Origin of the sequence: Chitinophaga solisilvae (assembly GCF_009928525.1) — a bacterium.
GTDB lineage: Bacteria > Bacteroidota > Bacteroidia > Chitinophagales > Chitinophagaceae > Chitinophaga > Chitinophaga solisilvae.
This window is the reverse complement of record NZ_JAABOK010000001.1, coordinates 272,627-296,300: the sequence shown is the minus strand read 5'-3', so window position 1 is coordinate 296,300 and position 23,674 is coordinate 272,627. Positions and strand designations below refer to the sequence as shown.

16 protein-coding genes and 1 tRNA gene are annotated in these 23,674 nt (G+C 45.1%); 7 read left to right on the top strand and 10 right to left on the bottom strand.

The window, feature by feature from the left end:
- The first annotated feature begins 118 nt into the window (after positions 1-118).
- The gene (locus GWG06_RS00940) at positions 119-754 is read left to right on the top strand and encodes a hypothetical protein (protein WP_160710850.1); all 636 of its coding nucleotides are present in this window, start codon (positions 119-121) and stop codon (positions 752-754) included.
- A gap of 44 nt (positions 755-798) precedes the next feature.
- On the opposite strand, the gene GWG06_RS00935 is transcribed toward GWG06_RS00940, so the two are convergent.
- Complete coding sequence (locus GWG06_RS00935; protein WP_160710849.1) at positions 799-1,194, bottom strand: hypothetical protein; 396 nt, start codon at positions 1,192-1,194, stop codon at positions 799-801.
- Between the two features lie 226 nt (positions 1,195-1,420).
- Positions 1,421-5,872: a DUF6443 domain-containing protein gene (locus GWG06_RS00930; RefSeq protein WP_202182917.1), complete on the bottom strand. Its 4,452-nt coding sequence runs from the start codon at positions 5,870-5,872 to the stop codon at positions 1,421-1,423.
- A gap of 801 nt (positions 5,873-6,673) precedes the next feature.
- Here GWG06_RS00930 and GWG06_RS00925 point away from each other — a divergent pair.
- Positions 6,674-10,045 carry a hypothetical protein gene (locus tag GWG06_RS00925; RefSeq protein ID WP_160710848.1) on the top strand — a complete coding sequence of 1,124 codons (3,372 nt, stop codon included), beginning with the start codon at positions 6,674-6,676 and terminating at the stop codon, positions 10,043-10,045.
- 137 nt (positions 10,046-10,182) lie between these two features.
- Here the strand turns inward: GWG06_RS00925 and GWG06_RS00920 are convergent, their stop codons facing one another.
- Entirely contained in the window at positions 10,183-11,517 is a 1,335-nt protein-coding gene (locus GWG06_RS00920) for an amidohydrolase (protein WP_160710847.1), read from the bottom strand.
- Positions 11,518-11,713: 196 nt separating this feature from the next.
- On the opposite strand from GWG06_RS00920, the gene GWG06_RS00915 reads away from it, so the two are divergent.
- The 3 genes from GWG06_RS00915 to GWG06_RS00905 all read left to right on the top strand — a co-directional run bounded on the left by GWG06_RS00915 (position 11,714) and on the right by GWG06_RS00905 (position 14,504).
- A complete protein-coding gene (locus GWG06_RS00915; RefSeq protein WP_160710846.1) occupies positions 11,714-12,931 on the top strand; it encodes an amidohydrolase in 1,218 nt (405 codons plus the stop codon).
- A gap of 109 nt (positions 12,932-13,040) precedes the next feature.
- Positions 13,041-13,529, top strand: coding sequence for a DUF4822 domain-containing protein (locus GWG06_RS00910; protein WP_127033930.1), 489 nt, complete (start codon positions 13,041-13,043; stop codon positions 13,527-13,529).
- A 117-nt stretch (positions 13,530-13,646) separates the two neighbouring features.
- Positions 13,647-14,504, top strand: coding sequence for an AraC family transcriptional regulator (locus GWG06_RS00905; protein WP_160710845.1), 858 nt, complete (start codon positions 13,647-13,649; stop codon positions 14,502-14,504).
- A 19-nt stretch (positions 14,505-14,523) separates the two neighbouring features.
- On the opposite strand, the gene GWG06_RS00900 is transcribed toward GWG06_RS00905, so the two are convergent.
- Positions 14,524-15,612, bottom strand: a complete 1,089-nt coding sequence (locus tag GWG06_RS00900) for an acyltransferase family protein (protein ID WP_160710844.1) — start codon at positions 15,610-15,612, stop codon at positions 14,524-14,526.
- A gap of 167 nt (positions 15,613-15,779) precedes the next feature.
- Between GWG06_RS00900 and GWG06_RS00895 the strand changes: the two genes are divergently transcribed.
- Both GWG06_RS00895 and GWG06_RS00890 read left to right on the top strand, forming a co-directional pair.
- Positions 15,780-17,255: an alkaline phosphatase PhoX gene (locus GWG06_RS00895; protein WP_160710843.1), complete on the top strand. Its 1,476-nt coding sequence runs from the start codon at positions 15,780-15,782 to the stop codon at positions 17,253-17,255.
- 75 nt (positions 17,256-17,330) lie between these two features.
- The gene (locus GWG06_RS00890; protein WP_160710842.1) at positions 17,331-19,130 is read left to right on the top strand and encodes a cytochrome c peroxidase; all 1,800 of its coding nucleotides are present in this window, start codon (positions 17,331-17,333) and stop codon (positions 19,128-19,130) included.
- Positions 19,131-19,205: 75 nt separating this feature from the next.
- Here GWG06_RS00890 and GWG06_RS30780 read toward each other — a convergent pair whose 3' ends face one another.
- The 6 genes from GWG06_RS30780 to GWG06_RS00865 form a co-directional block, all read right to left on the bottom strand.
- On the bottom strand, positions 19,206-19,355 hold the full coding sequence (locus GWG06_RS30780; RefSeq protein WP_202182916.1) for a class I lanthipeptide: 150 nt from the start codon (positions 19,353-19,355) through the stop codon (positions 19,206-19,208).
- A 127-nt stretch (positions 19,356-19,482) separates the two neighbouring features.
- On the bottom strand, positions 19,483-20,316 hold the full coding sequence (locus GWG06_RS00885) for a hypothetical protein (protein ID WP_235938069.1): 834 nt from the start codon (positions 20,314-20,316) through the stop codon (positions 19,483-19,485).
- A 42-nt stretch (positions 20,317-20,358) separates the two neighbouring features.
- A complete protein-coding gene (locus GWG06_RS00880) occupies positions 20,359-21,168 on the bottom strand; it encodes a hypothetical protein (RefSeq protein WP_160710840.1) in 810 nt (269 codons plus the stop codon).
- A gap of 190 nt (positions 21,169-21,358) precedes the next feature.
- Positions 21,359-21,724 carry a DUF1016 N-terminal domain-containing protein gene (locus GWG06_RS30775; protein WP_160710839.1) on the bottom strand — a complete coding sequence of 122 codons (366 nt, stop codon included), beginning with the start codon at positions 21,722-21,724 and terminating at the stop codon, positions 21,359-21,361.
- Between the two features lie 299 nt (positions 21,725-22,023).
- Positions 22,024-22,107: transfer RNA gene (locus tag GWG06_RS00870), tRNA-Leu, on the bottom strand.
- A 115-nt stretch (positions 22,108-22,222) separates the two neighbouring features.
- Positions 22,223-23,398, bottom strand: coding sequence for a Kelch repeat-containing protein (locus GWG06_RS00865; RefSeq protein WP_160710838.1), 1,176 nt, complete (start codon positions 23,396-23,398; stop codon positions 22,223-22,225).
- Positions 23,399-23,674 lie beyond the last annotated feature (276 nt).

Below are 23,674 nucleotides of genomic sequence, written 5' to 3'. Positions count from 1 at the left end.
AATGTATGGCCTGAACGCCGCCACAGCTGTACAGACAGCCATTCTGCACGACATTAATATTTTCTGCTGAATAAATTTCCTGCTAAATTACGGGCTTACTGATTAAAATCCTGATACAATGGAACTAGGCGCATCCCGGAAGGCGACCATCTCGAAGATACTGATGGAGCAGGCATATGATTCACTTACAAATGCCATCACCGCAAGAGAGAAAAACCAATTTAGTGTAGAAGTGAGATTATCCGTCAATGTAATGCTGCTGCTGGGCATCTCACTGGAAGGCGTAGTCAACGAACTGGGGGAGAACACACTGGATAACTGGACCTGGAATGAACTGGAGAAAAGTACTACACCGCTGAAATGGAAGGTGATACTGGGTGCAAAGAAAAACTACCCGGTCCATGAAAGACCTATCCAGACCATCATTGAAGTGATGAAGCTCAGAAACTACATCGCCCATCCGAAACTGAAAAATAACGGCGGAGGCATTATCCTGGTAGGTGACCAGGGTGAAGTGCTGATAAACCCCACCGACGATACCCTGTTGCCTGGCGGCGACCTGACCATTTACGACGGATACAATACGCTGATAAAGGATTTCAATGCCAGGAATGCACTGATGTATACCACCCGCTCGCTGCAGGCAATCAATGAAATAGTGACGTTGTACCAGGCGCCTGACTTTGAATGGAGTATGGAGATGCTGAAGGAAGTGGAGAAGATGAAGGTTGAGAGGAATACCACCGGTAATTAAGATGTTTCGCTGTGTTCCCGGCTACTTAGGTAGCCGGGGGCCGGTTAATTTGACAATGTTTCCTCGATCGCTCCGTACCAGGCATATTTTTTAGTATTAAAACGAAAGGAGTCCGTGATACGGCCGGTTTTCCTGGCAACTTTCAGGCATTTCTCATACACTTTATAATAGTCCATTATCAGCTCCCTGCGATTATTAATCTCCGTTTTCGTCTTCCAGTCAATTACAACAGGAAAGCAGGAATACATACTGATACCTTCCGGCCGTACAATTTTATTTATCATATACAGGGCATCCACCTGCATATTATAGTATTGCGTTTTCGGTCGTCCTACGCATGTCCGCTCAATTCCTTCGTAGAAAAATCTGTTGACTTTCCTGCAGCATAACGACGTATCCCCTTTAAACTTCAATAGTTTCTCAACAATCACAAGTTTCACACTATCAGAAAGTTTAATGATTTCATTTAGATTATAAAAATCGGCCGGTGTTTTTATAATTGTATCCCCCTGGCTAACAGCTATCACTAACTTATATCCGTCTATCTGATCCGCAAAATGCCGGCAGCTGACCTTTTCCACAGCAATACGCGTTACCTGCGCTGCCATTCTTTCAGATAACATCAGGCATGCGCACAGCATGCCACATAGGGCGAAAAAAAATCTTCTAGTAATTATAATCCGTTCCATCCAATACTTGCTTTTGGGGTAACTTTAATTCGTCTAACAATGCCTTGATCTCTTTTGGATTGACAATTGTTATGCCATTTGCTTTTCCTTTATCGGGATCACTGTGCCTGATATTCCTGGTTCTGACAAAAGAGTTTTTTGCAGCCGGACTGGCCGCCCCGGCTTTCGATGTCCTTTCCTCTGCCTTAAAAATTCCCTGATCCGCTGACCAGGATCCATCTTTATTTGCTACTGCGCTGTGAAATATATTAGACATACTCTCATTTGCTTCAACAAACCCGGTCGCCTCCGCGTCTTTTACCACCTGTCCTTTTATCCCATCCACAACATATCCATCATCAGCAAGTATTGTATTGATTACTTTACTTCCGGGTGTAATATCTTCAATCACGACCTTTCCTCCGGCAAAAGCATAACCATGGCAATTAGAACAGGTACTTATCGGGTTATCTGCACCTGTAACCTTTACCGATCCTCCCTTTCCGTCACTCTTGAATACTTCTGTACTAAGTTCCCGCAGGGCATTAATCGGGGTGCCCTTATCCGTGTATATGGTAACCACCTCAAACGTTGACTTATAGTTGTATTCTGTATTTCCCACTGTGGTAAAAGAGTTTCTGCTGATGATATTACCGGTAGATGTGGCAATAATATTGCCTTCCTTATCTTTTAATAATTTACCTGCCTGATCAATAAGTTTAACCGGATTATTTGCAGCGTATTGATATGGGCTTAAAGCAACATATACTTCTGAGAATTTATCCTGTGTGTTCCATCTTCCGGTCTGAGGATCCTGCATTCTTGCGCCATAATCGTATAATTCCAGCCCTGAGCCATCTCTAAACTCCTTACTCTGCAACTCTTTCCCGTTATATTTCATTTTATTTTCCAGATAGTTACTCCCCTTTAACGCGTTGGAACTTATTCCCGCCATCGTCAGCCCAAACGGATAATAATGCGTCTCTTCCAGCATCCTCCCTGCGTTCTGCACCACTACCAGGTTATCAAAGTATACATCCTGCGGGGTCTCATTGCTGGTGTATACATACAGGAAGCCGCTCTTCGCCACCATCATCTTCTCTGTGCCTAACTGTTGCAGTTCATCAGGAGTGGCTTTCACCTGTTTCACACCGCTATTCTCTTCTACTAATTTAAACTGATCGTCGAATAAAACAAAATTCAGGTACGCCTTCGGTTTATCTGCCTGGGGCTGGTCCTGGTTTTTCTCCTGTAATTTCCGGTAATCATTGTTATAGAAGTTGGTGTTGAAAGGTGTTGTTCCGGTTGCATCTGTAATACCGTGGGCGCTGTTTTCAGTGCCGGGGCTGCTGAATGCCCGCGCCAGGTCAGCGACCATATCTTCTGCCAGCGGGGACTTGTTGTTCTGCTGAGGGCTGGTGGATTTGTAAAACGCCTGCGTGTTGATAGAGACGGTATCCCCTGCCATTACGCGGAGTACCAGAGAGGGACCTATTTTCTGACCACCGGATTTTGCGTTGAGCTTAGCTACAAATTCATTAGGTTCTGATGACTGATCTGCGGGGTAGCCTACCGGTTTGTTGAAACGGGTGTTGTCTACATTGCTGAACAATGCATTTTCTACACGTGCAGCAGCGGTTTCCATGGAAGCCCTGTAAATACTCGTATCCTGCTGTTCGGTTAACACCATCCGAACGTTACCCAGGTGATCTTTCACGAAGTAATCATAGAAGTAGGCCACCGGCTGATTTGCTTTCGCAAAAGCCCGGATACGGCCCTCTTCATGCGGAATGAATTGCAATGTATCATTCTGATATACCAGCCCGCTGATGTAATCTGTTACCGTCACTTTGGGTGTGGAAGCAGTACTGTCTGTAACTGTTTTGCGCAACTTGTTACCGGCAGCATCATACTGATAGGCGATAGTTCCTTTTCCCCTGATAGCTACTTGCCGAGGCAGATTCAGGTGGTTGTAACTAATCCCGCCTGCTTTGATGTTTTTATTATCATCCTGCGTGAGGTTGCCGTTGTCGTCGTAATTGTAGTCATTGCTACCCTGACCATTGATCTCTTTAAAATCTCCTAATGTGGAGGAAGGATCATTTACATTATCAATAACGCCCTGTAGTTTGTTGCTGTTGGGCAGATAGGTATAACTCAATCTGTCTATATCTGCGCTGCCTGCGCCTTTTCTCCCCTTCTGCGCCATGGCAAGAATGTTACCATTGGCATCATAGGCAGATGTTGCAGTTGCGCCATCTCCCATTATAACGGTAAAATCATAGCCGGCGCTGGTGTTCCAGCCACTGTTGTTCTGGGTAAAGTCGGCTTTCAATAAACGATTGGCAGCATCGTAACGGTAGCCATAGGAACGCCACTGCTGATCGCTTTTGCTCCGCCAGGTAATGCCGGAGATGTTGCCGTTGAACTGCGATTGCGTATAGCCGTAATCGTAATGCAGTTCCGTACCGAAGAAATGCCCCTGTCCGCCGGCCTTTGCAAACTCCTTGTTGATGCCTTTCAGCCACCCGCGGATATTATAATCATAATCCAGCGATTCTATATTGCTCAGTGTCTTTGTCTTCAGTTGTCCCAGGTCATCGTAACTGTTCTGCACCATGTCCTTCAGCGGGGTACCATTCAGGGATTTGCGGATACCAGTCACCCTGCCCATCGCATCGTAGTCCGTTACGGTCAGCAGGCTGGTGACAGCTGCCACCTTGCTTTTCGGGTTATTGACGTACTGATAGGTGCTAAGCGCCTTTCCATTAAAATCATACAGCGTGGAAACAACTTCCTTACCAGTATTCATTTTGTCGGAGACAAGCTGTATAGTGCGGCCTTTATCATCGTAATAAATACTGGTCGTCAGCCAGATGTCTGTATTCAGCACACGTACCTTATTGCCGGTAACCAGTCCTGTAGTGGCGCTGCTCACCGCGCTTACCGGTTCTGCATACGGATTATTCCCTGCCTGCAGCTTTGAAAAATCAGCTGTCACCGCAGGAAGGGCCCCCGTATAATTATACTTGTCGTAAAAAGTATAGGTCAGCGGCGTAAGTTGGGAAGGGGTAATGCCTGGCAGTGCATTGGTAGCGGCAATAGTAGTACTGCCGGCATTGGCCGCAGGCGCCGTAAACACATCGGTAGTTCCGGAAGCACCGGTATCAAAGCCATCTTCCAGATTTACGCTGTTGGTGGCCTTGTATTCCGGGCTGCCATCATGCTGATTCAGATATAAATCTGCAGTACCGGGAAAAGTATATGCCACCTGCTGTGTGCCGGTGCTGCTGTTCATGCTGGTCTGCAGCGCATCGCGGGTAGCTGCGGAGTTATACAGCGCAGTCATTACCGGCCGGTTCAGGTTATCATAGAAAGTAGCCAGCCATTGTGGTTGCTGCTGCGTCCGCAGATTGGCATCACGGGTAAATACCAGGCGGTCACGCAGGTCGTATACCATCTCTGTGGCGTAACGGGTGCCGGGAACGCTTTTGGTAATCATTCTCCTGCGACCGTCATACTGATACTGAAAACACAGTTCATCAGCGATCTGCTGGGAAACAACCCAGGTCGTCTTTATCAGCTCCACGGCTTTAGGTGGAATCACAAAACGCAGCAGGTTTAAATCGTCATATACATAATAGGTACAGAGCCAGCCATTATGCCCATCCGCGGAGCCGGACAGGAGTTCCACCTTCTTCAGTATTACCTGTCCTTCTTTATCCTTGAACTCAACTACCCGGTTGCCGGTTTCATCTGTCGTGATATTTTTAAACAGTTGTCCTGCTGCATACACGCCTGATTTAACAGGAATAATACCGTTGGCGGGCACTGACCAGATGACCACTGCATCTGTCGTTGTATTAATCTGATAGTCGCTGGAAACGCCGCGTCCTGCGCCGGCCCAGCTGTTACCCGGAGCCATGGTTTTCACCACCCTGTTCAGCGGGGAAGCCTCAAATACTGTTTCTGAGTAAAATATTTTCTCTCCGGGATACAGATTGCCGGCAAAAGTATTCAGTTCGGTAAAAGGCTGTTGTTTAAACTTTCCATCTGCAGCAGAAGAAACATAAGGCAGGTATTTATATCGTTCCCTCCCCAGGCTATCATAGACGACCGGTGTCACCAGGTCACGCGGTGTACTGCCGCCACTGGCGCCCTTGTTCACCGTCTGTATCAGACGACCCAGTCCATCAAAATACTGTGTGGTTTGCTTCACAGCCTTCACATCTGTAGTCGTGGAAATCACCGCCGGATCAGCAGCAGGTACAGATGGTATATAGGTTCGGATATAATTTATCTGCTGGGTATTGTAGCCTGCCGGTAACGGAGCAGCTGCCGCTGCAGGAACAGTACTTCCATCTGGTTTGATCTGTGCTGAAATATACAACACGGTAAAAGTACTGCACGTGAATAATACTCCTTTTTTTATATAGGTATGGATATGCATGCTGTGGTAATTACAAAATATTTTCCAAACTTGTCATGCAATCATCTCTCACTCCCGGTTTACTCCCAGCATGATAAATTAAGGCAACACAAAACAGGATTGATCTGGGAGAAATGAATGCCGGTGGCTGTAAATACAACGTTTATACAGAGCACCTGCCATACTAACAAACGTTTCATACCAGGTATAGCCAGTGTTATTTCAAATTTCGTTAAGATACAAACAAAAAACCAGTATCATTTTTTTTATTCTGCCCGAAACTTTTCATTTGCAGAAAACAGCAAACCTTTCAGGTGTCACATCAGGACAGATGCCGGTAAGCTATTTGAAAATATGATTTTAAGGATGTACTTTAGCCCCAAAAGTAATCACTGAAACGATACTAACTTTTGATGCATACATCTTTAGCCGGGCACTTCCACCTGTTAATACTGTTACTGTTCAAATCTGTTACGATTTTTCACACCATCATATTTTTGTTTCCAGCAAACCAGCTGATTAATTATGCTATACCTTGACTAACAACATGAAATATTTATCAGCAACTGTAACACTGATCCTGTCACGACACCTGTTATTCCGGTATATATATGATACATGCCTCCCGCCATTTATCATGCATGACCAATACAATGCTGACAGCTGTCAGGTATGATTAATGCTATTTCCGAAGTTCCAGGAAGGAGCTTGCTCTTTATAATTATCCCGAAAAACATGAAAAGAAATATTTTCCCTTTACACCTGTTCCTCCTGATTTGCGGACTGACATGTCATTTACATTTGAGCGCCCAGGTTGGATTTATGAATCAGATTGGAGCACAGACGAAATCACCCGATGTAAATTCACTTTTCCGGTATTCAGAAGTTCCTGTAAGCTATTATACCGGCGTACCTGATATCAACGTTCCTATAAATGAATTAAAGCTGAGGGACTTAACCCTCCCGATTCAGTTAAACTATCATGCCGGAGGAATTCCGGCAAGGGAAGTAGCCGGATGGACTGGCCTGGGCTGGACACTTTCAGCAGGAGGATCTATTACACGAGTAACCCGCGGATACCCAGATTTCTTTCAAAACACGGTGTACAGTGATTCCTTATTGAGAAGCAGGTTGGTACGGGCAAGCCAGATCGGTGCCAAACAGGAATTCAGCAGCTCGGAATATTCTCTGTTACAACACACCTCCCCCGCCCTGCAATCAGAATATACCACTGTCAATAAGTCCTGGCTGAGAGATACAGAGTATGACGTTTACTATTATAACTTCATGGGCCAAAGCGGCAGGTTCATTTTTACCAACGATGGCAGCATACTGCCTGTGCCCTACACAGACCTCAAAATTGAATTCAAAAACAGGGCCTTCATCATTACTGATACAAAGGGTATCAGTTATTCGTTTACAGAGCCGGAAACCACGTTTCATATAAACAGACCGGGAGAGCCTTCTCCGAATGGAATGCCGATTGTAAATACCTATGACAACTGGTATCTTACAAAGGTGTATCACCCGTTCACACGTACGCAGCTGGATTTTGTCTATAAGCGCTACCGTGATACGCAGCTGTATGACTCTGCTTATCTTTTTAAACAAAATCCGGATATTATAGGATCAAAGGTATTTATCGGGGACTTCTCCTTCCACCTGGGTGCAGGGACCCGGCCCTATACACTGCCGCCGACATTACAATTTAAAGCAACCACCAAAGACAGGTCAGAGATTCCGGTACTGGATAAGATATTACTGAACGGACAGGGAGAAGTAATATTCTATAGCAGCTTCAGCAGAACAGATCAGTATAAGAATAAGCTGGACAGTATAGTGATAAAAAACAAAAGCGAAGTTGTTCAGAGAACTGTTTTTAACTACGATTACTTCAACAAAGTATCTGCAGATGTACTCAGCAGAAGATTAATGCTGAAATCATTGCAGGTAAATGATCAGACGTATAAATTCAATTATAAGGAGGACCAGTGGGGTAAAACACTGCCGCGGATCGATAGCAAAGGCGTAGATTTATGGGGATATTATAACGGGGAAGATGGCAATACTGATTTGCAACCTCAGTACGATTTTATCTGCGGCCTGTCCACCCCCAATGAAAATTTATGCGGAGGCGCCCAACGTAATGTTGACTATAAATTTGCATCCATTGGTACGCTTAACCAGATAATTTATCCAGGTGGCGGAGAAGTATCGTTTGAGTATGAAGGAAATAACTACGCCCAGACATCCTTCGGCCTTAGTACAAACGGCGTACCTCAGTCAGATGAATACAGTCTGATTACCATGGGAAACACAGCTAACAGACAACTTACAGCGCTAACCGGCGATGTGGACGAAACCTATCAGATACCTTTTAACACAACGGATATTGATTTTGTGCTGCATGATGATCAGACGGTAAAATTTTTCAATATATACGGAGTGCAGCCAGGACTGAGTTTTGAAAACTACCTGAAATACTTTTCCTACCAGAGTGAATATGGCATTGATAAAACTGCTGAAATCAATCTCTATAAATTTAATAATGTTACCCGGGTATTTGATCTGATTAAGGCAAATGTCATGGATGTGCTTTTGAGTGGTTTCAGTAACAGCGCGGCAGATTATATGAGGCTTCGGGCACAGAAAACCAAAAGAGACACTGTAATTCTTTCTTTACCCCAGGGAAGATATAAAATAGAAGCTATTCTGAATGGCCATTTTCTGACCGCCGTATCCAGAATGGAAGCGAAATTTAACTACCAGGATAGTGCATCCAACTATTATGTTGGCGGATTAAGGATAAAATCACTGACATATAAAGACAATATAGCTGATAAGAAAATGAAAACAACTTATCGGTATGACAACAAAGGTATTTCTACCGGCGTCCTCGAATCTCCGGCAGGCAACGTCTATAACACCGCCTATATCGGCGTTCCCAAGTCAACTACCACGCCGTTCACAGCATCCTATCAGGAAGGATTTTACTTTGTGAATGCAGATTATGGTGCGGCTATCCCCAAAGGCAACATCAATGGGAGCGTTGTCGGGTATTATCACGTCCGTGAATTATTTTCCGATAGTTCCAGGAAAGAATTTTATTATTCCTCAGGATTAGATGATGGATACTTTGACAAATATTTACAATTGAACTTTGGGGGAAAGAAAGGCCGGTCCAGAATCACCAGGGATAATTCATGGAAAAGAGGCTCTCTGCAACTGATGTCAGTCTACAATAACAAGAATGTGCTGCAGGAGAAAAACGAGTATGACTATAATTTCATAGAGAAGATCCGTGGAAAAAGCGCCGTATCCATGTATTTTGACTGGGACAATAACGTATTACTGGACCCTTCAGCCCCTGAAGCTCTAAATCTGGGCCTTAGTCCGTTTTTTTATTCCGTAGAGGATTATATTAAAACAGTAAAAACTGAAAAGAAAACAACCTACAGTTCAACCGGAGATTCAATTATCACTTTAAAATCCTACCAATACAATCTGCAAAACGAATTACGTCCGGCAACAACTAAATTCCGCAATAGCACCGGAGACACCATTACTTCCATGTTTAAATATGTTACGGACTATAAGCAGCAGCCGGTATATGACTCTATGGTGAAGTGGAATTTCACGGATCCCGTTATACTGACCACGGTTTACAGGAATACTAAGCTTCTGAAAACTACCAGAAGCAATTATAAATCATTCTTAAATCAACCATTGATATCTTCAGTGGAAACATCCACCTTTAATGCGGTATCAGATACCGAAATCGTATTTCAGAAATATGATGCTGATGGTAATGTAACGCAATTTCAGGGAAAGGATGGCATTATAACTTCATTAATATGGGGATACGGCTCACAATACATTGTAGCTAAAATTACAGGGGCAGACAATGCTACCATCTTCCCATTGATAGATACTACCATTGTTCAGCGCCCTGCAAATGACCAGCAGCTTAGAAATGAACTGAACAAGTTAAGATCAGGGCTGAGCGGAAGCACTAATCTGATCAACACCTATACCTACAGACCTCTTGTAGGCATGACAAGTGAAACCAATTCCAGCAATATCACTACCTATTATGAATATGATATGCACGGAAGACTTAAAGTAATCAGAGATAAGGATAATAAGATTCTGAAACAGTTCAGCTATCAGTACCAGCAACCTGTTACGCAATAAGCTTTAAAAATTACGAATGAGGAGCGAAGCGCTGATCGTAGATTAACGGGGATATTTAAAAATTATTCCCGTTAATCTACGATCAGCGCTTCGCTCCTCATTCGTAATTCGTAATTCGCAATTCGTAATTGCTTCCTTTAATACACAATCTCTCCCTTCGTTATCAGTGATCTTACAGGCGAAATCCTCGACACGGCCTCTGCAGAGCAGCTGGCATCTATCAGCACCAGGTCGGCTGTATCGCCGGCTTTGGGCCATTGCTGCACACCTTTGTCATCCAGCGGGAGTATATTGCCGGTGGCGAGTTTCAGGCTTCTTGACAGCAGGAACTCGGTAGAGTAACCGTACAGCTGGGCCATGGTATTGGCCTTTTCCAGTACGCTGCCGGAGCCGAATGTGCTCCAGTGGTCAATGATGCTGTCGTTGCCTGTCATCACATTTACCTGGTGCTTGTAAAGCAATGGTATAGGCATGATAAGCCCTCCGAACGGGATGGTAGAAACAATGCCTATGCCTGCGGCGCCCAGCTGTTCCGCTATCTCCTCCTGTTTTACCTTATCGATCCGGCCCAGTACAAAACAGTGGCTTAAAAATGTTTTGTGCTTCAGCGCCGGGTTCTCGTTTACCTTCTTAATCAGGTATTCTACTGTTTTTAATCCGGACTCTCCTGACTCATGCAGGTGTATGTCGATTCCTTTTTTATGATCCAGCGCCAGCTGTACAGTGAAATCTATTGTTTTCTCTATCGCGCCGTCGATGCTGTAAGGATCGAGGCCGCCGATGAAATCGATGTCCATCTTTGCCGCCTCTTTCAGCCAGGGAACGGAGTCGGTATAAAATACCCCATGCTGCGGGAAGGCAACCAGCTCTGCACCAAAAGTGTTCTTCCTGTTTTCCAGCGCTTTCTGGAGGTTAGTGAGCGACTGCAGTTTTGAAGTGGGTTCAATATTGACATGGCTTCTGGCGAAGTTGCTGCCTTTGGACTGCAGCAATTCAATCAGTTTTTCTGCCCGGTGGGTGGAGGTCTTCAGCATTTCCGGCAGAATCTTCTGTTCCAGCGCAATCATTCCCTTAACACCTCCCGGCCCCCTCCTGGTTGCCTGCCATGGGCCGCCATAGAAGGTTTTATCCAGGTGGATGTGCATGTCCCGGAAGGAAGGCAGCATCAGCCAGCCTTTTGCATCAATAGCATCTGCGGCGTTTGGTTTATTGGCGGAGATACTTTTTATTTTTCCGTCTTTGATAGCAATACAGAACAATTCGGTTTTGGTGTGCACCACCTCTCCTTCTTCATACACAAAACCGGTTTCCAGCCGTACATTCTTTAACAGGTAGCCTTTCCCGCCTTTATTGGCCGTATCGCCGGCAAATGCTTCTGCAGAAGATAGCAGGCCGCTTGCGAAAGCCATTCCTGCCAGCCCCAGGCCAGACATTCTTATAAATTCCTTACGGGATATTTCCGCTTTATTCATAGTCCCAGTCATTTTTCTACAAAAATAATCTTCCTGCTCTCCTGTTCTGTGTAAGATTCATGATATGCCTTGAAAGATTTATCACTAATACGCAGGGGAGTTATAAATCTTTCAAGTATCCGTATAGATAGCACAAAGTTCCGGAGATATTTACCGCTTACTTTGCCGTAGTAATACAGATTAAAAAACAGCACCAATGGATAAAGTAGTAAACGGCAGTCATACGTTCAAGAATGTATTGCTGGAAACAGGTTTTGAATATGACGGGGATGAGGTTGTAAAAACAAGGACCGCGCTTTTCTGTGTTGAAACAGCTGACGGGAAGGTTAAGGCCATCACGCCCAACGATCCGGGCAGGGATGCCATTGATGCCAAAGGCTGGCTGATGCTGCCGGCATTCAAAGACATGCATGCACATCTGGACAAAATGCTCTATGGCCTTCCATGGCAGGCAGTTTCATCAAAAAGAAAAACGGTGAAGGATCAGATTGCCTATGAACAGCAGATGATTCCCGTATGGCTGAAAACAGCTGTGGAACGCGCAGAGAAACTCATTGAGCTGCTGCAGTCAAACGGTACGCATTACATCCGCTCTCATTTCAACATCGATCCCACTTCCGGTTTTGATTCCTTAAAGCACCTGGAAACAGCGCTGAAAAACAAGGAAAAAACCGCAGGCACAGAGCTGGAGGCTTTTCCCCAGCACGGTATATTTTACACCAACACCGCTCCGCTGCTGAAGGATGTAGCCAAAATGAACATCGATTTCATTGGCGGAGTAGATCCCTGGTCTATCGACGGCAGCATAGAAAAGCCCATGGACCTGATTACGCAGCTGGCCATCGATAACAATAAGGGTATTGATATTCACCTGCATGAAACAGGAGAAAGCGGTATCAAAACAATTGAATACCTGATTAACAGGGCGACTGAAGTTCCGGCCCTTCGCGGGAAAACCTTTGTGAGTCATGCTTTTGCGCTGGCGCATCTTTCAGCGCAGGAAACAGAGCACATAGCTGCACGCCTGGCGGAAGCAGGTGTCGGCATTGTTTCTTCCATCCCTTTCGGTAAAACCATTATGCCTGTGCCGCTGCTGAGAAAACATGGCGTAGAGGTGCTGGTGGGTAATGATAACATCCAGGATCACTGGAACACTTTCGGGCCGGGTCACATGCTGCAGAAAGCGAAACTCATCGCCGGCCTGTATGGCTACAGCTCAGAATGGGCGCTGTCAAGAACACTGGGCTTTGCCACCAGGTACATACTTCCGTTGGATGATAAAGGAAACCAGCAATGGCCCGCTGCCGGCAACGATGCCGACCTGGTATTCCTGGAAGCCTCCTGCTCTGCAGAAGCAGTAGCCAGGGTTTCGCCGGTGAAATCACTGGTACATAAAGGCAATATTGTTTTCTGATAAAATATGGTCATCTGCCCCGTTATAAATCTTTCAAGCCTTGGGATGAAAACCGCAACGGGAAGATACAGGGGGCAGATACCTTTGTTGTGCTTAAAATTTCATTTGTATGAAGAATCTGAAAAAAGTCACCACGCTGCTTTTGCTGGCAGTATGCAGCACCATTCTCTTCAGCTGCAGTAAGGATAAAGACGACAATCCTGAACCGAAACAACTGACGCCGGCTGAAACACTTGCCGTTACACCCTGGGAAACTACCAACGCCAAAAATAACAAAGGGGAAAACGTGGCGCTGAAAGATGCCAATGTAGCCAACTTTGTAGGCTTCGCCTATTTCAGGGCGGATGGCACCTTCACCATGTACAACCTGGACGATTCACCTAAAATGCACGGTGACTGGACCGTTTCCGCCGATGGTAAAACCCGTACCATCGTTGCGAAAAACGATGCCGGTGCAGTATTGTTTACCCGCGTGGTGGATATCACCGTGCTGACCAGACAGGAGTTCACTTACCGCATTTATCCTGACAACAACAACAAAACGGTGTACTTCGATATTATCCATACTCCTACTACCCACGCTGAACCTAAAAAATAACAGTCGTATTAATATGATACAAATGGATTGGCCCTGCATGTTTCCAGGCGCTAATCCATTTTTTTTGCCATAAATTTCCATATTTTAGACGCTGAATTCCCAACTTAATCTGCTGATATGAAGATTTATGATGATACAGGTTACATCCCAGTCTTAGGCCTCCAGGAATTCAGGAAAGGCCAGCTGGCAGGCAGGGAGGAATTTCTCTTCAATGAACTGCATGGTGAACGGCATATCGACCGGCCGCACAAACATGATTTTTTCATCATCAATCTGTTTGAATCGGCCAAAGGGGTTCATAATATCGACTTTCATGACTACCCGATCGGGAACAAACAGGTGCATGTACTGTTTCCCGGACAGGTGCATACCTGGAGTATACAGCCTGATACGACCGGCTACCAGCTGATGATACAGCAGCAATTCTTCGAACGCTTTGCCTCCTTCTTCCGTTTCTCGTTTTCGAATTATATGAACCATCCGGTGATTCCGCTCACCAATGATAATTTCAAACTGCTGAAATATGAATTTGATGCTATCAGGGATGAGCTGAATTCACCGGACTCCGTACAGGAGGTCATCAGTGCAAGGGCCGCTGTCATAGCCGCCATTGTGAGCAAGGAAGCGGAGAATATTTTTACGGACCTGAAAGTATTTCAATCCAATCCGAGGCTTGCAAAATTCAATATGCTGATTGATAAATATTACAAGCAGGAAAAACTGGTGGGATTCTATGCAGCCAAACTGCATATCTCTGCCAACTACCTGAATATTCTCTGTAAGAATCACCTGCATGTATCCGCCACCAGGCTGATACAGCAGCGCGTACTGCTGGAAGCCAAACGGCTGTTGCAGACTACCGATCTATCCATCAAAGAAATTGCATTCGAACTCGGCTTTGTTGACCATGCCTATTTTTCCAATTTCTTTAAAGCCCAGTCAGGTATTACCCCCACACAATTCCGGGAAGGCTAGCTGCCGGACGAAGAAACCATCAGCGCCTGACAGCCTTTGTCAGCCACTTCCTCACCGGCTCATCATACCAGCGGAGTACAGCATAGGCGAGCAGCACGCATCCGGCAAATACAACAGCTGCCACCGCGTACATTTCAACCGGACCCGGTTTTTCTGCAGTAAGATAATTGCCGAAAAGCCATATGGCCCATATATGTGTCATGTACAGCGGATAAGACAACCGGCCGGTGAAGTTACAGCAGCGGCGTATCCACCCATGCGCCACAGCGCCCGCCCCCAGTGATAACAACAGGGGAAATACCAGCATTACCAGGATCAACTCTGTTATCCAGTCATTGGTAAAATGCGGGAACATAAATACTCCCACCAACAAAGCCCCCAATAGCAGGAAGGGCAAACGGTTCCGGATTATCAGGTTGAAACGGTAGACAGTTAGTCCGGCCAGGAAAGAAAAAAATACCCGCGCAAACCCATCTGTAAAAGTGGGTGCGTCCCAGCCCGTGATGATCCAGCCGCGATGCCGGGCAACGGCCGCAATCCATACTGCAGACACTCCTAACAACACAGGCAGCCAGCGTTTGGGCAAACGCAGCAGTACCAGGCCGTAGACAATATTGATGATATACTCCATCAGCAAGGACCAGGCGGGCGTATTATAAGGGAACAGCCCGTTGCCCCGTCCGGGCAGCCACGGAAAAGGCAACATTGCCAGCGAGCAGATAAAAGCCAGCACGATTTTGCCGGCGCCGGCAGCTGCAACAGAAGCCGCTCCGATGTACGGATCCAGTATATACCCGAGCAGGCCGGCCACACTGCCCCATATTACCATCGGATGCAGGCGTATGAAACGATTAAGGAAAAATGTTTTTAACCCCAGTTGCAACGCCCGCTCATCATAAGCATAGCCGATCACAAATCCGGACAGACAGAAAAAGAAGTCCACCGCCAGGTAACCATGGCCTACCGGACTTTTCGTATAGTCGGGAGAAATAAACTCATACAGGTGAAACACAACAATAGCCAGGGCGGCAATGCCTCTTAAACCATCCAGTACCTCAAAATGCTGCTTAGATGCTAACGGATTGTTTTTCATAACAGTGGTATCCATTTTCCCAAGATAGACAGCCACCTCAATAAAGAAAAGCCTATGATAAGATACTGCAGGTTTTAGGGAAAATTATATCGCAGAATTAATGTACAAATAATGTTTCGGTAATATCATGATAACAATATGAGTCTTTTTTTGCCATGGCTAAACTTAATTATCAAATCTGTATGAAAAGGAAGATCACTATTGCATGCCTCGCAACTGGGCTTGCGTTTACCAGCTGCCAAAATAAAAATGTAGAAACCCCCGAAGAAAAACCAAACGGCAACATTGTATTCGGGAATCTGTCCAAAGAACCCGCATTCGTATATGCCATGCCGGGCTTCGAGAACATGAACATCACTACACTCATTTCCAGTTCTGACAAGCTGAGCGGCACCCCTGACTTCGTTTTTGCAGGGCAACCGGATGGCGCTGGATTTATGAAAGAGGAAAATACTGACGGATACGTGATGATTACCAATCATGAAATTACGCAGTCTGTATCGAGAGTATTTCTCGACAAAACCTTCAAGCCTGTAAGAGGTGAGTATATTGTTGACGGCATCGGTGGCATCACCCGCTTATGCTCAGCTACACTGGCTAACAAGAAAACGCATGGTTTCTCGTACTTCCTTACTGCCGGCGAATCCGGCGAAGAAAGTATGGTACATGCCATTGACCCGCTTGCCCCTGCTTCTGAAAAATCATCCAAAGACCGTGTAAAACCGGCGCTGGGTAAAGCATCCATGGAGAATGCCGTACCTTTGCCATCAGATGTTTCCAACGGTAAAACATATATTGTTATCGGAGAAGACCAGTCCTACAGCACCAACCACCAGTCAGCAGGACAGCTCATTATGTATGTGGCCGACAAGGTAGGTGATCTCGATGGCGGAAAACTGTATGCATTAAAACGGAAAGATGACGATTACGTTGAAACCAATATGGTTAAAGGAGCATCTTACGATGTATCATTTGTAGAAATTACCAACGCCGTAAAAAGTACCGGAAAGGAAATCAATCAGAAAAACCTGGATAACAAAGCTATCCGCTTTTCAAGGGTAGAAGATGTTGACTACCGTAAAGGCGCGGGTAAAGGCAGGGAAATTTACTTTACCGCCACCGGTGAATCTTCCGACGGTACCAACCCCAAAGCAGGCCTGACCATGTGGGGACGCGTTTATAAACTGGTACTGAATGCAGACAATATGCTTACCGGTAAACTGGAAGTAGTAGCAGAAGGCGACTCTGATCCGGGTAACAATCTCATTAACCCCGATAACCTTTGCGTAACGGAGAATTATGTATACATCCAGGAAGACGGGGACTCTTACTACCCTGCCGCCAAACACGATTCTTACATCTGGCAGCTGGACATCGCTACAAAAGCGTACAAGCCATGGTTAAACATGAAGCATAACAGGAACGATGCAGCGTGGCAGACGGCCTATAACCAAAGCGGCCAGCTGCTGAAATTTGGTTCCTGGGAATATGGCGCTATGAATGATATCTCTGACATCATTGGCGTACCCAATACTTTTACCGTGAATATTCACTCTCATACATGGCAAAGCGACAAATTCGTCAATGCTGACGGAGCCGGCGTAAATACCAATAAAGAGGGTGGTCAGGTAGTTATTATCAGGAATGTTCAGAAATAATTTTCCCTTCTTATGTAGCGCCGGTAATAACTGTTACCGGCGCTTTTTTGTTTTGAATTGTCAAAAAAGTATACGTTGAAAAAAGCCATCTTCGTTGTATCGATCACGTTATCCGCCATTGTTCTGATCAATTGTCACGCTCCCGTTAAAACCAGTACTACAGATAATATCCGGCAATATATTCTCGATGAAAATGCGCTTTTTGCCAGACAGCTGGAGGTTATGTCGGACCTGATCCGCGGCCGTGCGGGTCAAGAGCAGGTACAACATGCATTTGCAGCGCTGCGGCACAACTATAAAAAAATGGAATGGGCCGTTGCCTATTACATGCCGGAAACCACCCGTTTCACTAATGGTCCGGCACTGGATGAAATCGAAGCAGAAGAAAATACCATTCTGGAAGCAGAAGGTCTGCAGGTACTGGAAGAATACCTGTATCCCGTACCAGATACCTCCCGCACTGCAGAGATGCTGCGTATGATTAAAAAACTGTCCAATAAAAGCCTGGCTATCCGGACTTACTTTGAAGCCAACACCATTTCCCTGCCGCAGATAATGGATGCGTTACGCTCACAGGTTTTCAGGATCATCACACTGGGTATTACCGGCTTTGATACGCCCGTATCCGGCACCGGCCTGACAGAATCCGCCTGGGCGCTGGAAGGCATTGCCGGAATATTAGACCGGTTAAAACCGCAACTGCAGTATCAGGATAAAGCAGATACACTGCTGACAAAAATTACCGCAGCCAGAACGGTGCTGGTAGCGGCGGGCGACCGTAATCATTTCAATTATCTGGACTTTATTACCAGCCATGCCAACCGGATATCCGAAGAACTGTACCTCCTGCGGATAGCAGAAAATATACCGGCAGTAGCAGTTACAAAAGCGATAAGAGACAATGCACCAACATTGTTTTCCGCCGATGCATTCAATCCGGATGCATTTGTACCGGGAAGTGAATATAAACAGTCTGCCGACAAAGCGGCGTTGGGAAAAATGCTGTTTTCCAATCCCGTACTTTCAGGTAACGGAAGCCGCTCCTGCGCTACCTGCCATCAGTCAGAACGGGCCTTCACCGATGGCCTGAAAACCGCCACAGCTATAGCAGGTGGCTCTCTGTCCCGGAATACACCGAGTTTAAATTATTCAAATTTTCAGCACGGACAGTTCTGGGATATGCGCCGGCCCGATCTTGAAACACAGGCAGAAGATGTGATCACCAATAAGCAGGAAATGCATGGATCGCTGGCCGATATCAGCCAGAAGCTGAATGCAGATATCGCCTATAAAAGTCTGTTTAAAAAAATATATAAAACCGATACTATTGCCACCTGGCAATTACAGAATGTATTAGCCGCGTATATCCGTTCACTGTCTGTATTTTCCTCCGGTTTTGACAGGTACATGCGCGGAGAAAAAACAGCGATGACCGCCAGCCAGCAGCAGGGCTTTAATCTCTTTACCGGCAAGGGAAAATGCGCCACCTGTCATTTTATTCCCTTATTTAACGGTACCGTGCCGCCTGACTTTACCAAAACGGAAGCAGAAGTACTGGGAGTTGCCACTGACTTCACCAACAAAAAGCCGGATACTGACCGGGGACGCGGATATTTACATGGTACCATTCCACAGCTGCAAAATGCCTTTAAAACTCCTACCCTGCGCAATATTGCCCAAACAGCGCCCTATATGCACCATGGCGGTTATCAAACGTTGCAGCAGGTGATGACGTTTTATAATAAAGGCGGAGGAACAGGTCTGGGATTTAAAACAGATAATCAGACATTGCCTGCAGATCAGCTGCAGCTGACACAGGAAGAAACAGATAAAATTATTGACTTTATGCAGGCACTGACAGATACGCCACAGTAAGGTAAGCGGATACGAAAAAGGACAAACTGGGAAATGCTTCCGGTTTGTCCTTTTGGGTGCAGCATAATGGCGCTTCTAAACCTGGTGACAGGTCAGGCAACTTACGAGGAAACAGACAGATGGCCAGGAGCCCTCCCCTTTAACCTGATTGGCATACGCCGGATTTAAGACCTTGATTGTTTTTTTTGTCAGGGACAATTTGGGTTTCAACGTTCTCTTTTTCATAAAAATGGATTTAGACAGCAATTTACCCAGGAAAAGAAAACTGCACAATACACAGAAACCAGTATAAATTCAGTGCCGGAAAAGCTATCTGCTCCGGAAAACGATGTTTCCTCCAAAAGCAACCCTGTTATTTTTCCCGCGTTACTAAAAACTGATATATTTCATCTTCAGACAAATTCCAGTCATATTTGTTTTCAGGAATATCTGCCAGCGGAGTTTCCAGCAAAGGATGATAAATCTGAACATCAGGCAGTTGTTTTTCTCGCCTGATTTTCTTAATCAGTCTGATTTCTGCGGGTATATAATCCAGCGATAAAATTTCAGAAAATTTATCTTTTAGATCTAAAGCGCTGTAAATATGAAAATCACAGATTTCAAAAAGTAAATCTTCTAACAGCTTCTGATCTGTTGTATCCCAATGGTCAAGGAACCTTTTATAAACACTATTCTCCGGCAGGGTGGTATATAATTCCTGTTTTATCTCTTTAGTCCCGTATAAGTCATATAACATCGCCATAAATAAATGATAGGTTTCCTTCTGTCTGTATTTCTCTTTGTCTTCCTCAAATAAAAGCTCAAAATAAGACCTTGAAAGCCCGGCCAGCTCTTTCATACCCCACAATGCTGACAACCCGATGATACAGCCAACAGATCTGGAAGTAACTTCCTTTTCATTAAACAGTTTTTCTAAAATATGCTGCTGCCACAACAGATAACGGGTTATGTACTTCCAACCTTTCTTTTGACCGTTTAAAATCAGGTGCCTGGGATATGCACCGCCATGTACGCCGATACCTAACGTAAGATTACGGGCTATTGTTCCGCCGAAACCAGCTTTAATATCATCCTGAATACTTTCTCTTATCAGCTCATAATACTGATTAATTTCATTTTCACTTACGCCTTCATTTTTGGCTGCATTCATCTGCCTGTTAAATTCGTTGATTATCTTTCTGTTCATTTCTTCAGGATTCATTCATTTTTTGAAAGTAAATTTATCTCATCAGATTATTTTAAGTTCCAGTTTTCTGGTTAACTCATCTGCCGGAAGCGATTCCGTTTCAAAAACAAATGGCAGAAAGGCAGCTATCAGCGGATGGCTGACACCTGCGTTGGACAGCCCTTTCCGCTGCCGGCAGATAACAACACCCATCATTTCCAACGGAAAGACTTTCCAGCAATCATGATTCAATGTATCCAGATATGATTCTCCTTTGTTCTTAACATGAAACTGTGCCAGCTTTTCCAGCACTTCATTTACAACACCGGGATCTTCACTCAGAAAATTCCGGATAGCAAATTCGTAATGCGTTTCAACAGTACCGGAAATCATTTCCAGGAAGGCCCCCTTATGGTTATCCGAAACTAATACTTTTAACAATTGAAATATATCTCCATACCCATAATATCTATCGTACTTTCTTTGTTCAGGCGCTTTCCGGTCGGATTCGGCCTTAAAGGATTCCTTGTATTCAGCTTCCAGGTAATTTACTGTTTTTGCTAATGCCTGCGGATAGAAACAATAGGCTAATAACGACGCAAATACCACATCCTGAAAAAACTCTCCCTTTAACTCCTGTTCTTCCTGATAGCTTTTCACAAAAGCCAGGTTAAGCCAGTAGTAAGCATCCAGTATGGCTTTGAAGTGACCGGCATCCGGTGTCTGGCTGAATTCAACTATACCGTTTTCCGCCCTTGCATAAAATATTTTTTGCAGGATATCCTGTACACTGTATTTATTTTCAAACTGCATTCCGAATTCGGTAAATGCCTGCACAAATTCATCTTTGTCATTCCCGAGAAATTCGTTCACGCAGGTATAAAAAAAACCGAAATCATTACTTTTTAGTCTGCTGCTAAGATTTATCGCTGTCTTTTTATGCTGAGTACTTAGATACTTTTTATAATTCATACCTGTTTATACTTTTTAGTTTGATGACATCCGTCTGATCTTTCCTGATATATATGCAGGATGCATTTTTCAGCAAAATAGTAACAGATAATCAGAAGCAGTCTGAAGTGACTATTATTTTTTTCTGCAAACAAAAAAAAGGGCAGAATATATGGAGCGAGGAGTATAAAAATACAGGTTGTAAGCCGATTGCCATTCTCCTTAAATTCCTTATCTCGAAGTTTTTCCCATATTGCCTTTTTAATTGTGTCGACAGTGTCGACACAATTTGTTTTGCGTACTCTGCCCGCTTATTTTTAAAGACTTCATCGTTAATGCGATGACCAATTTTCCAGAAAAGTACAGTAAGCGTGCTGTTAGCATGTGAAAATACTTGCCGCTGGCTTTGCTCAATAAGCTGCGAAAGCTCATTGAACAACGATTGTTCGATTGATATTGTGCTTTTCCCTTTTGCCATTATGCTATACTTTATTAGCATTCCAATATTTGGGAATACCAAATCACATTAAATGAATAATCTGAAAATTAAATAAAGAAAAAATGATAAGCGTTAATCGGAAGTTAATGTCGTGAGAGAATAATTCAATTGTAAAAGGAAGTGTGGTTCGATTTTTCCCGTAAAACTCATTTTTAACGGAATCAATTATCGAACCGCCCGACTTAACGAAGCCGTTAAGCTAATGTATGCGCTGGACGCGAGTTTTACTGAAAATAAAAATGGACAAACCGAGATGAGTTTCGATTTGTCCACTTTAGTGCCCAGAACTGGATTCGAACCAGCACACCCTTGCAGGCGCTGCGACCTGAACACAGTGCGTCTACCAATTTCGCCATCTGGGCAACTCTGATTTGTGTTTCAGGGAGCGCAAAGATAAGCACTCATTTCATTCTTCCAAATAAATTGTAAACATTTTTTAAAACTAACGGGAAAGACTATATTAAAACAGTGTATCGTTTATTGCGACAGCTCAAATATATCCACCGTTTTAGAAAACCCTGCCAGCTCTTCAAAGCCTCCGCCAATCAGCAGTTTCTTCCCTGCAGCAGCGGCGGCCAGCTTACTCCGGGCTATGCTGAGCTCCAGCTTCTCCCATTTACCGGATGGAATATCGTATACTTCCACAGATTTCAGATAAGCGGCTTTTGCGTTGGAGTAGCCCCCGGCAATAACTATTTTATCACCGATAGCTGCCACGGCAAAATCCTCCCGGTCCTCACTCATCTCTAACGTTGACCACTTATTGGTGGTAACCTCGTATACATCGATTTTCTTTGACCAGGGGGTACCGGAGAAATTAGATATTCTGCCTCCGATAAAAAAAATAAAGTTCCCGGCGGCAACAGCCTTCAGGTGCTCCCTGGCTTCACTCAGCCTCGCGGTTGACCATGTTTTAGCAGCGAGGTCGTAGATATCTACCTTATCTGCGAAATATCCTCCTGATACGTTGGAGTGCCCCTGCCCTCCTGCAAATACCACCTTACTTCCTGCGGCGCCGATGCCAATATCCCGCCGGGCTTCACTCAGTACTTCATAGGACCATTTGCCGGTGGAGACATCATATATATTCACTTCTTTTGTTACCACGCAACAGCCGCTATCCTTATCCAGCACTGCGCCTCCCGCAATAAAAATCTTATTCTGTATTCCTGCGGCAGACAGGTTTCTGATGGGTACACGCAGCTGTTCAAATGTCCATGCGCTGGTGGTTACATCGTAAATTTCCACCCCGGCAATTACATTTTTTCCACTGTAGAAGGCAGAGCCGCCGGCAACAAGAATTTTATTGCCCGCAGCAACGACGGCATGTTCTTCCCTGGTGTCTTTAAGGCGGGCAGCTGACCAGGTGTTGCCGGAGGCATCATAAATATCCACTACGTCAGAGTTGGCAAGGCCGGGACGGCCTCCTGCAAACAGGAACCGGGTTCCGGCAGCAGCCGCCATGAGCCCTATCCTGGCCTGGGAAAGCTGGGCGGTGCCCTTGAACTGAAGTTTTGCTGGTCCCGTACCGGGGCCGGGTCCAGTGCCTGTTCCCGGACCGGGTGCAGGAGTACTGCTTTTGCTGCAGGCGGAGAATATAACCGGCGCAAAGAGGCAGACGGCTAATAATGTAAGAGTTGAGCGCGTTTTCATTTTTCTGGGGATTAATTGTTGTTGGTGAGCTTCCGGGGTATTGCTATGCTTTTTATCAGCAGATCAGCGTTGTAGGACTTTTGTGTTTTAAAATTAGGTAATCTTTGGCAAAAAGCAGCCTGTTTTGTCACCGGCAAATGGAACCATTGTCTGCCAATACTTTATTCCGATACATTCTCCTCTCTCTGAAATATTGTGTGACCGGCGCTCTCCATGCAACCGCCGACATATCCCTTCCGGCAGATGTAGTCGCATTGTAGACGCTTTGCCCCTGCC